The organism is Pseudomonas sp. TNT3 (assembly GCF_010095445.2).
GTDB lineage: Bacteria > Pseudomonadota > Gammaproteobacteria > Pseudomonadales > Pseudomonadaceae > Aquipseudomonas.
Window position 1 is genome coordinate 137,952 of sequence record NZ_WFGV02000001.1, and the last position, 12,632, is coordinate 150,583.

General features: G+C 52.7%; 13 protein-coding genes. 9 read left to right on the forward strand and 4 right to left on the reverse strand.

Features of this window, described 5'->3' with window-relative positions:
* Positions 1-289: 289 nt before the first annotated feature.
* The 4 genes from GBC55_RS00680 to GBC55_RS00695 form a co-directional block, all read right to left on the reverse strand.
* Complete coding sequence (locus GBC55_RS00680; protein ID WP_162436025.1) at positions 290-991, reverse strand: TIGR04283 family arsenosugar biosynthesis glycosyltransferase; 702 nt, start codon at positions 989-991, stop codon at positions 290-292.
* Positions 981-1,667, reverse strand: coding sequence for a DUF2064 domain-containing protein (locus GBC55_RS00685; protein WP_162436024.1), 687 nt, complete (start codon positions 1,665-1,667; stop codon positions 981-983). Before GBC55_RS00685 ends, GBC55_RS00680 begins: the two co-directional genes overlap by 11 nt.
* A 98-nt stretch (positions 1,668-1,765) precedes the next feature.
* Entirely contained in the window at positions 1,766-2,407 is a 642-nt protein-coding gene (locus GBC55_RS00690; protein ID WP_162436023.1) for a DUF1109 domain-containing protein, read from the reverse strand.
* Positions 2,404-2,976 (reverse strand): sigma-70 family RNA polymerase sigma factor, encoded by a 573-nt coding sequence (locus tag GBC55_RS00695; RefSeq protein WP_162436022.1) that lies wholly within the window; start codon positions 2,974-2,976, stop codon positions 2,404-2,406. The genes GBC55_RS00690 and GBC55_RS00695 overlap by 4 nt, the downstream gene beginning before the upstream one ends.
* A 248-nt stretch (positions 2,977-3,224) precedes the next feature.
* On the opposite strand from GBC55_RS00695, the gene GBC55_RS00700 reads away from it, so the two are divergent.
* The 9 genes from GBC55_RS00700 to GBC55_RS00740 all read left to right on the forward strand — a co-directional run bounded on the left by GBC55_RS00700 (position 3,225) and on the right by GBC55_RS00740 (position 12,586).
* Positions 3,225-3,497, forward strand: a complete 273-nt coding sequence (locus GBC55_RS00700; RefSeq protein WP_145307911.1) for a DUF2282 domain-containing protein — start codon at positions 3,225-3,227, stop codon at positions 3,495-3,497.
* Positions 3,498-3,523: 26 nt separating this feature from the next.
* Positions 3,524-4,378, forward strand: coding sequence for a DUF692 domain-containing protein (locus GBC55_RS00705; protein ID WP_162436021.1), 855 nt, complete (start codon positions 3,524-3,526; stop codon positions 4,376-4,378).
* On the forward strand, positions 4,375-5,139 hold the full coding sequence (locus tag GBC55_RS00710) for a DNA-binding domain-containing protein (protein ID WP_162436020.1): 765 nt from the start codon (positions 4,375-4,377) through the stop codon (positions 5,137-5,139). Before GBC55_RS00705 ends, GBC55_RS00710 begins: the two co-directional genes overlap by 4 nt.
* A 34-nt stretch (positions 5,140-5,173) precedes the next feature.
* Positions 5,174-5,647: a DoxX family protein gene (locus GBC55_RS00715; protein ID WP_162436019.1), complete on the forward strand. Its 474-nt coding sequence runs from the start codon at positions 5,174-5,176 to the stop codon at positions 5,645-5,647.
* A 325-nt stretch (positions 5,648-5,972) separates the two neighbouring features.
* Complete coding sequence (gene arsS, locus GBC55_RS00720) at positions 5,973-6,950, forward strand: arsenosugar biosynthesis radical SAM (seleno)protein ArsS (RefSeq protein WP_162436018.1); 978 nt, start codon at positions 5,973-5,975, stop codon at positions 6,948-6,950.
* Positions 6,951-6,961: 11 nt separating this feature from the next.
* On the forward strand, positions 6,962-8,347 hold the full coding sequence (locus GBC55_RS00725; RefSeq protein ID WP_162436017.1) for a sodium:solute symporter: 1,386 nt from the start codon (positions 6,962-6,964) through the stop codon (positions 8,345-8,347).
* Positions 8,344-9,327: a hypothetical protein gene (locus GBC55_RS00730; protein WP_218576847.1), complete on the forward strand. Its 984-nt coding sequence runs from the start codon at positions 8,344-8,346 to the stop codon at positions 9,325-9,327. The genes GBC55_RS00725 and GBC55_RS00730 overlap by 4 nt, the downstream gene beginning before the upstream one ends.
* On the forward strand, positions 9,324-11,513 hold the full coding sequence (locus tag GBC55_RS00735; protein ID WP_162436016.1) for an FAD-dependent oxidoreductase: 2,190 nt from the start codon (positions 9,324-9,326) through the stop codon (positions 11,511-11,513). Before GBC55_RS00730 ends, GBC55_RS00735 begins: the two co-directional genes overlap by 4 nt.
* A complete protein-coding gene (locus GBC55_RS00740; RefSeq protein WP_162436015.1) occupies positions 11,510-12,586 on the forward strand; it encodes an FAD-dependent oxidoreductase in 1,077 nt (358 codons plus the stop codon). Before GBC55_RS00735 ends, GBC55_RS00740 begins: the two co-directional genes overlap by 4 nt.
* Positions 12,587-12,632: the final 46 nt, after the last annotated feature.

A 12,632-nucleotide genomic window follows, 5' to 3' on the forward strand; every position in this document is an offset into this window, starting at 1 on the left:
CAATAGACTATCTCCAGCCCAATCAGAAAAACCGGTATTGGTCTCGGTCGGCAGCTTCGCTGCGTCAACTAAACCCCAGTGAAGAACAGACTTGACCATAAGCCCCCACCCAACTGACGTGTCGATAAAAAGTACTAGCTCAACCTGCTCCGTCAGAGAAAGCTTCATATCGACTGAGCTGAGTAGCGATGGTTGCTCCGGCCTCAGGATAGACAAGAGTTAGCAATACTCGCTTTTCGAGCAGTTAGATTTTCAGATATGCATGGTTTGATCAAACCGATTGAACGCGTTACTTTTGTGAACTATAGATTGCTGCTAATCGGGAAGCCGGTACACCCATACTATAAGCCACCGCGAGCAAACGATTACGCAACGAACGACGCCACCAGCCATCGCGCTGCCAGCGCCTGGCATCAACTCCCACACCTTGAGCTAGCTCTACGAATCGGCCTTGCTCCCGGACGCGCTTCACCAATTCGACCTCTTCAAACAACGGTGACGCATCATGTTGTCCGCACGACAGATAGATATCACGCTGGAAAAACAACCCCTGGTCGCCATAAGGAATCCCAGAACGGGTACGCACATTGATTAGTTTTTCTAACAACCTGCTTTGCCAGCAATTGGCATTGGAGAATCTGAATGCGAAATAACCTCCTGATGCACCAGAGTCGATTGCATTACGGATAGCAGGTAGGCAGTCAAACGTTAGATGAGCGTCAGCATGCAAAAACCAAAGAATCGAATGAACTGCGTGGCTTGCCCCCAACCGCAGCTGCGCACCTCGGCAGGGTGATGCAGGTATCCACAGCGAACCATGGCGCTGACAAATTTCTAGGCAACTCTCGCTTTGGGCCGCATCAACCACTATCAGTTGTAGTGACTCGCGCTCATTTTTTGCTATTAGATTTAGATGCTTGAGCAGCTTTTCCAGCGATGCTTCGTCATTCCAGCAAGGCACGATAATGCTGACAGAGGCGCTATTTTGCATCTGATACTTCCAGCAAACCTGCCAACGCATTTTTCAGTTTTAATCTCGCAGGTCGTGCATCTTGAGCCAGTGCCTCTAGCAAGGGCTTTAGGTCTTCTTGGAGGTCGATGTCGAATAACTCACCAGCCAGTGAAACCGAGTGGCCCGAGCTCCGGCAACATTCGAGTAATGCTTGACCGAGATGCTGAGTGCTCCAAGGCAAAGCGCTCAAGGTCGGCCAGGGCTTACGAGAGGCCATAAGAACAACGCCACCATCTTGTGCCATCATGAGCACTGTATCTGAGTGCCGAAGTTGCTCGTTCACACGTTGATAGTCGTCAGGGCCTAACAATGGACAGTCGCTTCCTATGTAAATCAGGTGCTGGTGACCCAGGTTACGGAGTTGCATATCCAATGCATTCAAGCGTTCACCGAGGTTCCCCTCGCTCTGTGGAATGCAGAGTGCGCTCTCGCACAGAGCCTGACCCCATTGCTGGTGTTGTGCTTGATCAGGAGCCAAAGCTCGAGTGCCTGGGAAAACCCAAAGGTCTTCTATAGCGCACTCAAGAAGCAACTGAGCTACAGCCAGGGCGCGCTCCTTACCAACGCCCTCTGCCAGCCGCTGTTTTGAGTGACCTAAAGCAGGTCGCTTGCAAAGCAGTACCAAGCATGAATCATGATTGTTCAGTGAGCTCATCTGCTTGATCCCAATATGTGTCCGGTATCGTGCATCGCAAGAAACGATAGCTTACGCGGATATCTCAGACCGCCAGCGTGGGTGACGCGCACGATCTATTACCAGCGCAGCCAACGTCGTCCGAGTAATGCGCCTAGTACCGTCGGCACCAGCATGCCCATCAAGTACCACACCCCCCAAAATGGTATCTGCATCTCGGGGCATCGAAGGGAGTATGCAATCGTTGCCATTGAGCCTGCTAAAAGTCCGCCGCAAGCACCTGCCAGCGTCAGGTTGGTGGGTGCGAAGCCGCTTAGCGCCCAAAACACAGCGACAAACCCAGGGATCGACAGCAACGTGATGCTGAGCGCGCATACCTTCCAAGTTTCGCCGAGGATGATCGCAACGCGGTCGTCAGGTTGGGCCACCAAGAGTACATAGATAGATGCGACCCACACCGAAGCGACTGTGGCAACAATCAGAATTTTGCCGGGGCCCGAGGCTACTCCAGGTCTAGCCAGCCTCACCACCATGCTCAGCGCACCGATCATCAGGCAGAGCGGAAAGGCGATCTTAGCCCAAAAAATCGGTGTGGCGATGACTTGGCCCAGGTCTGGTCGAACGCCCATTATTGCTATTACCAGCAAAGTGGCGCCCAGGAAGCCGGCCAGCACAGCGCCGCTGAATCGCTTAGCGAGCGCCCTGCGGTCAACCGGGGTCACGCCCGACGCGAGCATGGAAATAAAATCATCAGTAATCATCGTGCACCTCTAACTCTTAACGCCAGTGCTTTAAGCCCACGGTGTATGCCTATCTTTACTGCAGACTCAGATAACCCCGTCATTTGAGCGGTTTCAGTAACAGACAGACCTTCTATTTTCACGTGCACGATAGGTAGACGCTGCCGCTCAGGTAGCTGCTCAAGCAACCTACCTAGGTCGCGACTGGCCTGCGCAGGTTCAAGATGTGGTTCGGCAAATAGCTCTGCGCCATCGTCGAGGGAATCGTTGAACACGTCATGACGTGACCTCCCACGGAAAAAGTCGATGAGCTTGTAACGCGCAATGGCGAAAACCCACGCCGTCAGCGGTTGGTCTGCTCGATAAGTCTGGCGCGCATTATGAACAGCCAAGAGAACCTCTTGCAGCAAATCCTCGATTTCACCAGGTCTCTGCTGAAGCCTCGAACGTAAAAAACCACGAAGATGACCACTTAACTCCGATAAAAACGTTCGATAAGACCGCTCATCTCCGTCCAGACCTGCGATAAACAGAGCCTGAAGGTGGAGCTCTCGACTGCGCAACACGTCGTTATGTGTAGTTCGTTCCATCGTTCGCTCTGGTTACACGAAAAGTAAAAATATCTCGCTCCTGCATGAAGCCAGCGTTGGTGACGGGCAGCGGATCTTACATGCGGTTACCGGCATAAGGTAACAAGCGAATCAGTTTTGCAGGTTTGAAAAATATTTTGCGGTCGCTGTAACCGGCAGTGAGAAATCATCGAACTACCTTTTGGATCGCAAGCACGGTACTCAAGCGCTGATGCGATGACCAATCCTCATCATCTGGAGACACAACCATGAACAATCTCAAGCTAGCCGCCTTCGCTGTTGCCTTATCTACTTTCGCTGCAGGTGCTATGGCCGCAGAGGCTCCTGCTGCCGCAGGCGCCATGGAAAAGTGTTACGGCGTTTCCCTAGCTGGCAAGAACGATTGCAAAGCCGGCGCAGGTACCACCTGTGCGGGCACCGCCAAAGTGGACTATCAGGCTAATGCCTGGAAAAACGTTCCTGCGGGTACTTGTACCTCCATCAAAACACCAAAAGGCACTGGCACTCTCGCACCTATGTAATCGCAATACCACGGGGCGCACCAACCATGAGAACTGAACGCCAGATGGGGGCCGGGCTCGGCCTGAAACCGAATCATTACTCAGATGCGCTGGACTGCACGGCAGAGGGTCTGTGGTTCGAAGTTCATCCGGAAAACTACATGGTGGATGGTGGCCCCCGTCTCGCATGGCTGGAGGCAATTGGGGATCAACATCCGCTTTCGCTGCACGGCGTGTCACTTTCACTGGCTGCCGATTGTCCACCGGACGAAAACCATTTGAAGCGCCTGAAAGCGCTGGCAGATCACGTTCAGCCTGCTTTGATTTCCGAGCATCTAGCTTGGTCAGCATGGCGTGGTCAGTATCATCCTGACCTTTTGCCATTCCCTCGCACGGTCGAGGCATTGCAACGCATCGCAAGCAACATTCAGCGTACACAAGACGCTTTAGGACGTCCTGTTGCCATTGAAAACCCCACCCATTACCTAGGCTTGGATGGTCATGAATTCAGCGAAATCGACTTTTTGACCGAACTAAGTGTGAGAACAGGCTGCGGGTTGCTGCTCGATGTCAATAACGTACACATCAGCGCACATAACCTGGGTTTTGATGCGGGAACGTATCTGGATGCCTTCCCGGCCAAGGCAATCGTGGAAATCCATTTGGCAGGCCACGCGGTGGATCCGGGAGATACGCGCCTGCTGATAGACACTCACGATGCTCCAATCGCAGAAGACGTTTGGTCGCTATATCAACGCGTCATCGAGCGGATCGGCATGCGCCCGACTTTGATCGAGCGCGACGACCATATCCCAGAATTCGACGTCCTGCTGAATGAACGAAACAGAGCACAGGCGTTGTTGAACATTGGGAAGAGGCAACTATCGGAAGTGACGATATGAACACCTCACTCGCAAGCTTTCAGGATGCATTCGTCGATGCGTTATATGAGCGAAATTCGACTGGAATGACTGCTCTAATCGAACAGCCCGGTTTTTTGGTGTACCGCAATACTGTATTGAAAGGATCGACGGACGCATTACTCGCGAACTTTCCCACCATCGAGCGCTTGGTTGGGACGGAGTGGCTTAAGGCCGCAGCAGCAATCTATGCCCGGCAATCGCCACCGACGGATTCTCGACTGCTGCACTACGGCGCTGATTTTCCGGATTTTCTCGACGCTTTTGAACATGCGCGAGAAATGCCTTATCTGGGCGACGTCGCCCGCCTGGATCTGCTTTGGACACAAGTCCATTGCGCTACAGATGAGCCAGATATTGATCCAAGCTTATTTGCGAATCTGTCCCAAAACGACTTGGCCCGCAGCCGACTCACACCGAAGGCCGCCTCCAGTTGGGCGTGGTTCCCAGACAACCCCGCCTACACCATCTGGTGCTTCAATCGCGAAGAGCGAGACGTGCCCGATGAACTCAACTGGTGCGGCGAAGGAGCGCTTCTGACGCGCAAGCAAGCCAAGGTTTGTTGGGAGGCTGCCAGTGCTGCGGATTGCACGTTTTTAGATGCCTGCGCGGTACACCTGCCGCTTGAACTGGCCGCAGAAAAAGCCCTTGAGGTTCAGCCTGACTTGAATTTGGCAGACCTCATTGCCCGCTTATTCAGGGCCGACGCGTTCGCCTCTGTAAGCATCCATCGCTCTTCCTAAAGACTTAACACCAACTTAACCAACGGAGCACATCATGGACGTAATACGAAACACTTCGTCCGCAGCCGACAAATCTTTGCGAGGCATGTGGAACCGCATTGCAGACCGACTTGGTTTAATGATTGGTGACTCACTATTAGTGCTGGTTGCTCGTCTATCCATTGCGGCCATTTTTTTGATGTCAGGACGCACCAAAGTCAGTGAATTTTTGACGATCACACCCAGTACCTATGAGCTGTTCCGCACAGAATACTCACTGCCATTTATCACGCCGGAACTGGCCGCGCATCTCGCTACCTACAGTGAGCATTTGTTTCCACTACTTCTTGTGTTAGGCCTGTCCTCACGACTATCCGCATTAGCTTTACTGGGTATGACGTTTGTAATCCAAGTATTTGTCTACCCCGATGCTTGGCCAACACACCTTTCCTGGGCGGGCCTATTACTGCTCATCGTCGCCCGTGGTGGAGGTGCAATTTCGCTGGATCGCCCGCTCGGCATCAAGTGATGCTTTGGCTGCTGCTCACGCACTGCCTGATGAACGGACTTCATACTTAGGCCTAATCAGGTATTTCGGACATATAACAAGTTGCAGGTTTCGAGGCCGAAATACTCAAGATTTCCTTGATTACGAACTGAAAAGTCCAGTAACCAGTAAGTGAATTTTTTGTGCTGGTCTGAATGGATATTTCGGGAGGGGTTGAAAAGCAGTCCTCGTTCGATTAAGCGTGCGAGAGAACCTCAGCGCGATCACTAGCTGGTTACGAGAGATCCATCTGTAACACCGAGAGGCTATGGCCTCAGAACATCAGTTTCCGAGAGTAGGTATCACCATGCACGCAATGTTACCGCTTCTGAATGCCCTGAGCTTTCCACCTCTGCACCGTGGTCATTTGGAAGCCTTGCAGATCAACCTTACCTACCTTTGCAACCAGCGTTGCCTGCACTGCCATGTCAATGCAGGCCCCACTCGCAAGGAATCCATGACGGATGAAAGTCTGGCATTGTTGCATCAAGTTATTGATGCCCATCCGGTGAAGACCCTCGACCTGACAGGGGGCGCTCCTGAAATGCATCCCCGTTTCAGAGAAATCGTTGTCCATGCTCGGCGAGAAGGGTTGCGTGTCATTGACCGCTGTAACTTAACGATTCTCAGTGAACCAGGGTATGAAGGCTTAGCAGAGTTTCTGGCAGAGCAAGGAGTAGAGGTGACTGCATCTCTGCCTTGCTATTCCCGTGAGAATGTCGACAAGCAACGAGGGGATGGGGTATTCGACGCAAGCATTGAAGGCCTCAAGAAGCTCAACAATCTCGGATACGGTATTTCCGACACCGGCTTAATCCTAAACCTTGTTTACAACCCTCAAGGCGCAAGCTTGCCGCCGCCGCAGGCTCAGCTCGAGATCGATTATAAAGCTCACTTGGCTGAAGATTTCGGAATTCAGTTCAACCATCTCCTGACTATCACCAACCAACCCATAGCCCGATTTGGAAGCACTTTGGTTAGCAAGGGGCAGTTCAGTAATTACATGCAGCTGCTCAGAGATAGCTATCGATCAGAGAATCTCGATGCAGTCATGTGCCGGAACTTGGTCAGTGTCGACTGGCAAGGTTACCTCTACGACTGCGACTTCAACCAAATGCTAGATCTACCGATGTTCATGCCTGGTCTGATTGGTCGTGATCGGCCTCATTTACGAGATTTGCTCGAATCGTCAAGCCTGGAAAATAACCCAATAAGCACTCGTGATCACTGCTTTGCGTGCACAGCTGGTCAGGGTTCGAGTTGTGCTGGCGCATTGAAGGAATAGAGGAAAGACCAATGGAGCCGAATAGCCTGCTAGGTGTGTTTTTTTGGGGTTTTTTACTGATTTACGGTCTCATCATGTACGCATTGTCACCTCGTGCTGTAACCCTGGGGGGCTTCTTCCATGGCGAAGATTCCCAAGGTCGTAGCGCGGCTCCCTGGTTAGTGACATCAAGTATTTTTATCAGCTGGATTTTCGCTAAGTCGGTGACGAACGCTGCCAACTTGGGCGCAAGCTATGGATTGATTGGTGGCTTGGCTTATGCCACCTATTGGCTTTCGATCCCGCTGGCAGGTTTAGTCATATTCAGGCTGCGCCGACGCTTTGGAGCGACGGGACTGGTCAGCTTTCTGACCACCAATTACGGTCGATCTGCGGCACTGGCTTTCAGCGCAGCCATTCTTATCAGGCTCTTTAACGAGGTCTGGAGCAATACCGCCGTGGTCGGTGGCTATTATGGTGCTGCCGGTAGCATTGAGTTTATCGGTGCCGCCTCGTTGTTCACCGTGGTGACGTTGGCATACAGCCTTCGTGGTGGACTTCGCAGTTCAATCATGACCGATGCGGCCCAAGCAGGAATTTTCTTGATTGCCCTTGTCTGGGTGCTTGGCTTGGTTTTACCGCAGCACAGCACCAAGGAGTTGATGAGTACCAGTCATTGGGCGATGAGCTCAGGCGTTGATTTATTACTGGTCGCAGGGCTCCAAATATTCAGTTACCCGTTTCATGATCCCGTCCTGACGGATCGTGGCTTCATCAGCGAAGAACGGACGATGCGTAGGTCTTTCTTCGTTGCCGGCCTGCTGGGTTTTGTTGCCATTCTCGCGTTCAGTTTGATTGGCGTACACACCACCCTCATCGGCATGAATGTTTCCGATAACGTCCCAGCGGCACTGGCGAAATCCATGGGGGTAGTCGCGCTGATGGTGATGACCGTCGTAATGGTCTCCGCAGCAGGCTCCACTCTCGACTCCACTTTTTCGAGCCTGGCCAAGCTAGTGGGTCGAGAGCTGCCACTGTTGGCTGGTCACGATCTAGGCAAGAAGGCAATCGGAGTAGGCATGTCTGTGATGATGATATTCGCCGTCTTGGGCAACATTCCAATGCTCACCGGAACCGACATTCTCAAAGCAACAACCTTGAGCGGCACAATGGTTATCGGTCTCGCACCCGTATTCGTTCTACATGGAATGGTGACTCCGACTCGGTTGGGGTTTCACCTGAGTTTCTGGTGCGGCATTGCCTTGGGCATAGCCCTTACGTTGGGTTGGATACCTCAAAGCTGGGCTATTGGTGATGGCAAATATGCCCTGCTGTTGGGTACCAATCTTTACGGATTGGCGCTATGCATACTGGGTTATTTGATCCCGGGCTACCTAGCTAAGCGAGTCGCAATATGAGTCTTGACAGAATGCTCATGCGACCTGGGCGCGATTGTCCTCTGGACTACAGATTGCCGCACACGGCATTCGACGGCCCCGCGCAATTTGGCTGCAAAACGCTCTACGTCGTAGGCGGCCTTTACGGAAACACTTATGCGTTAGATGCGCTGGAAATGTTGCTAGCAGATGAGCCAGAAGCTCGTGTTGTGTTCAACGGCGACTTGCACTGGTTTGATCGTGATCCAGAAATCTTCTGGGGCCTCGAGGATCGCGTTTCCCCTCACGTTCTTCTTCGCGGTAACGTCGAGACTGAGTTAGTCCGCGTGGAAGACAGCGGAACGGGATGCGGGTGCGCCTATCCTGAGGAGGTAACAGAACTCACGGTCGCTTGGTCTAACTCTATCCATGAACGGCTGTGTGAAACCTTCGCTACTCTTCCCTCGTTGAGGGCTTCAGTTGCGTTGCGTCCTGCCCATGCGCTGGTCGAAATTGCTGGACGTACAGTCGCCATCAGTCATGGTGATGAGCGCTCACTTGCCGGCTGGCAGTGCTCACGCGAGGCATTGAGATCTGTTGATCGCCAAAAGGAATTAGCGGATTGGATGGCGAAACGAAAAATCGATGTTTTCGCCACCAGTCACACCTGCTCCCCCGCAGCCTTGAGCTGGGGCTCTGGGGCGGTGATCAATAACGGTGCTGCCGGCATTCCAAACTTCAGCGCAGAACGTAAAGGACTTGTCACACGGATAGCTTCCTCACCACATCCCCAGGCGCTATATCGCGCCCAAATACTCGGGCTCTATGTCGAAGCGATTTCGCTTGATTACGAACATGTGGCCTTTCTCCAAGACTTCGACCGGCAATGGCCCTCACAGAGCCCGGCAGCGCTTTCTTATCGTGATCGTTTGCTCAACGGAACTGACGATCTTCCATCATCAGCCTTGCTGGGCGGCTTTCAGGAGTGTTCAGTTTCTACGCAAAAGGATCCACTCTCATGAACCTTCGTAAGCTCATACTTCTAGTGGTGATAGCTGCGCTGATCGCTTCTTTTTTTATCTTCGATCTTGGCCAATATCTCAACCTGACAAACCTCAAAACCCAGCAGGAAGCGTTTAGTGAACAGGTGTCTGCCAACCCTTGGCTTATTGGGGGGGCGTATTTCTTTATATACGTTTTGGTGACAGCTCTTTCGCTACCCGGTGCGGCTCTGATGACGCTGCTTGGCGGTGCATTATTTGGCTTATTCGGCGGTACGCTCCTGGTGTCCTTTGCATCTACGCTTGGGGCCACATTGGCGATGCTGATCAGTCGCTTCATGCTGCGCGACTGGGTGCAAGCCAAGTTCAGTAAACGCCTGATGGGAATAAACCAAGGGGTTGAACGCGAAGGGGCAACCTACTTATTCGCCTTGCGCCTGGTACCCGTATTTCCCTTCGTATTGATCAACCTGGCGATGGGATTGACCAAGTTGCCTGTGCGCACATTCTGGTGGGTCAGTCAGCTGGGTATGCTGCCCGGCACGCTGGTTTACGTGAATGCTGGTCGCGAGCTTGGTCAACTCAATTCGTTAGGTGGAATCCTATCACCCAGTCTCATCGGTGCATTCCTGTTGCTTGGTTTGCTACCGATGTTGTCTCGCAAAATTCTGGAATGGTTCAAGACTCGAAAAGTCTATTCAGGCTGGAAGAAGCCCAAGCGATTTGATCGCAATTTGGTGGTTATTGGCGCAGGCTCCGGTGGCCTGGTATCGTCGTACATAGCAGCGGCTGTGAAAGCAAAGGTTACGTTGATCGAAAAGCACAAGATGGGTGGCGACTGTCTGAACACGGGGTGTGTGCCTTCAAAAGCACTCATTCGATCTGCCAAATTTGCTCACGAACTTAAAAAAGCCGAAAGCCTAGGTTTTAGGTCGGTTACTGGCAAGGTTGATTTTGCGGCGGTCATGCAACGTATTCAGCGCGTGGTGTCGGAAATCGAACCGCATGATTCCGTCAAACGATACGAAGGGCTGGGCGTAGAAGTCATTGAGGGAGAAGCGAGGATCACCTCGCCCTGGACTGTCGAGGTCAATGGTAAAACCCTTAGCACTCGATCCATCATTATCGCGACTGGCGCCCGTCCTTTAATACCCAAGATCGAAGGTATTGAGCTCATCACCCCTCTTACCTCCGACAACATATGGGCATTGCGCGAACAACCAAAGCGATTGCTCGTGTTAGGAGGTGGGCCCATCGGTTGTGAGTTGGCACAAGCATTCCAGCGTCTTGGAAGTGCTGTGACCCAAGTCGAGATGGTTGAGCGACTACTTATCCGTGAAGATGTCGATGCGAGTGACATCGTAATGACAAGCCTCAGGGCGGATGGTGTCGATATAAGGGTGCAGCATAAGGCTATACGTTTTGAGGTGCTTGAAGGCCAGCAGCAGCTGATTTGCCTAAACCTCACGGACAACAGCGAAGTGACAATACTTTTCGATCAAGTGCTTTTGGCCTTAGGCCGGGTCGCTAATGTAAAGGGTTTCGGCGCTGAAGAACTTGGTCTGGAGGTGCGAGGCAATGGCACTCTGAACACGAATGAATACTTGGCAACACGCTTCCCCAATATATTTGCTGTAGGGGACGTCACGGGGCCTTATCAATTCACCCACACCTCAGCGCACCAAGCCTGGTATGCCGCAGTGAATGGACTGTTTGGGGGCTTCAAGCAATTCAAAGTCGACTACCGGGTGATTCCTTGGGCGACGTTCACTGATCCAGAGGTGGCACGTGTCGGCTTGAATGAGCAAGAAGCCAAATCCCAAGACATTGCCTACGAAGTCACCCGCTTTGGCATTGATGATCTAGATAGGGCTATCGCCGATGGCGCAGCCTACGGTTACGTCAAAGTGCTGACTGAGCCTGGCAAGGATCGGATCCTTGGCGCAACAATCGTAGGTCAGCATGCAGGTGATCTAATCACTGAATACGTGGCTGCCATGAAACACGGCTACGGTATGAACAAAATACTCGGCACGATCCATATTTATCCCACGTTGGCTGAAGCGAACAAATACGCTGCCGGAGAATGGAAGCGTGCTCATGCCCCCATCGGCGCACTGCGCTGGCTTTCAAAATTTCATCGATGGCGCCTGGGCGGCATCCAGCGTATTGAATCTGAATTCAAGACGGACGAGAAACCGTCTTGAACGCGGAATTTGACCTCCTGCTTGCAGGAGCTGGCCATGCCCATTTGGGGGTACTGCGCGAGTGGCTCACTGTTCTTCGGCCTCACGGACGTATCGCGCTCGTGAGCGATGGAACATCGGCTTGGTACTCAGGAATGCTTCCGGGCTTACTGGCTGGAAGGTATCGGCCAGAGCAGTGTCGAGTACCTCTACCTGCGCTCTGTGCTAGCGCGGGGGTTGACCTGATTCAGGGGAGAATTGTTGGCATCGACCCAAACTCGAACTCGTTGAGGCTTGCCGATGGGAGTGTTTACTCGGCTACCTGGTTGTCTCTAAACGTCGGCTCAAAACCAGAGGCACTGCCGGGAGATTTTCGCGAGCTGGAACTGGTTCCAGTGAAGCCTTTCGAGGGGCTCGTCTGCGCCTGGAGTACCTGGCGGAAATCACCTACGCCCTTGGCAATTCTGGGTGGCGGTGCCGCAGGGGTTGAGCTCGCTCTTGCCCTTGCACCTCAAGTCTCAGAGTTAACACTTATCAGCTCTGGAGAGATCCTTGCTGGGCACCCGTCAGGGCTGAGGGCTAGGGCAATTCGGTGCCTCGTGAGGGCTAATGTAAAGCTCATCGAGGGTTCCGCAGTCGACACGGTATATGGCGATGCATTGCTCTGTGGATCGCAGATCGTTTGGCGCGGTAAACGACTCATTTTGGCCACCGGAGCAGCGCCTCTGCCTTGGTTGAAAGAGGGAACGCTTGCTCAGGATGGACGTGGGTTTGTTGCGATCAACCCAACTCTTCAAAGCGTATCCCATCAGCACATTCTTGCCGTGGGTGATTGTGCAAGCCTGCCTGATTGCCCGCGTAACGGTGTTTATGCGGTGCGCCAGGGGCCTTTGCTCGCTAAAAATCTGGCTGCGGCTTTAGAAGGCCAACAGCTGATCAATTTTGTGCCTCAACGCCACGCATTGGCACTTTTGGCAGACGGTAAGGGCGGTGCCTTGATGAGCTGGGCGGGGATAACTGCGGAGGGCCGTTTATTTGGATGGTGGAAAGATCGACTTGATCAAAACTTCATAAACAAGCTAACGACCATATGATGACATCATGGCGTTGAAGAAAGTAACTAATTCCACATGCGAACAT

Excerpts from the sequence above, each read along its gene's own strand:
- GBC55_RS00700 (WP_145307911.1), top strand. The coding sequence starts at position 3,225 with ATGAACAATCTCAAGCTAGCCGCCTTCGCTGTTGCCTTATCTACTTTC.
- GBC55_RS00705 (WP_162436021.1), top strand. The coding sequence starts at position 3,524 with ATGAGAACTGAACGCCAGATGGGGGCCGGGCTCGGCCTGAAACCGAAT.
- GBC55_RS00680 (WP_162436025.1), bottom strand. The coding sequence starts at position 991 with ATGCAAAATAGCGCCTCTGTCAGCATTATCGTGCCTTGCTGGAATGAC.
- GBC55_RS00715 (WP_162436019.1), top strand. The coding sequence starts at position 5,174 with ATGGACGTAATACGAAACACTTCGTCCGCAGCCGACAAATCTTTGCGA.
- GBC55_RS00685 (WP_162436024.1), bottom strand. The coding sequence starts at position 1,667 with ATGAGCTCACTGAACAATCATGATTCATGCTTGGTACTGCTTTGCAAG.
- arsS (WP_162436018.1), top strand. The coding sequence starts at position 5,973 with ATGCACGCAATGTTACCGCTTCTGAATGCCCTGAGCTTTCCACCTCTG.
- GBC55_RS00690 (WP_162436023.1), bottom strand. The coding sequence starts at position 2,407 with ATGATTACTGATGATTTTATTTCCATGCTCGCGTCGGGCGTGACCCCG.
- GBC55_RS00735 (WP_162436016.1), top strand. The coding sequence starts at position 9,324 with ATGAACCTTCGTAAGCTCATACTTCTAGTGGTGATAGCTGCGCTGATC.
- GBC55_RS00725 (WP_162436017.1), top strand. The coding sequence starts at position 6,962 with ATGGAGCCGAATAGCCTGCTAGGTGTGTTTTTTTGGGGTTTTTTACTG.
- GBC55_RS00730 (WP_218576847.1), top strand. The coding sequence starts at position 8,344 with ATGAGTCTTGACAGAATGCTCATGCGACCTGGGCGCGATTGTCCTCTG.
- GBC55_RS00710 (WP_162436020.1), top strand. The coding sequence starts at position 4,375 with ATGAACACCTCACTCGCAAGCTTTCAGGATGCATTCGTCGATGCGTTA.
- GBC55_RS00695 (WP_162436022.1), bottom strand. The coding sequence starts at position 2,976 with ATGGAACGAACTACACATAACGACGTGTTGCGCAGTCGAGAGCTCCAC.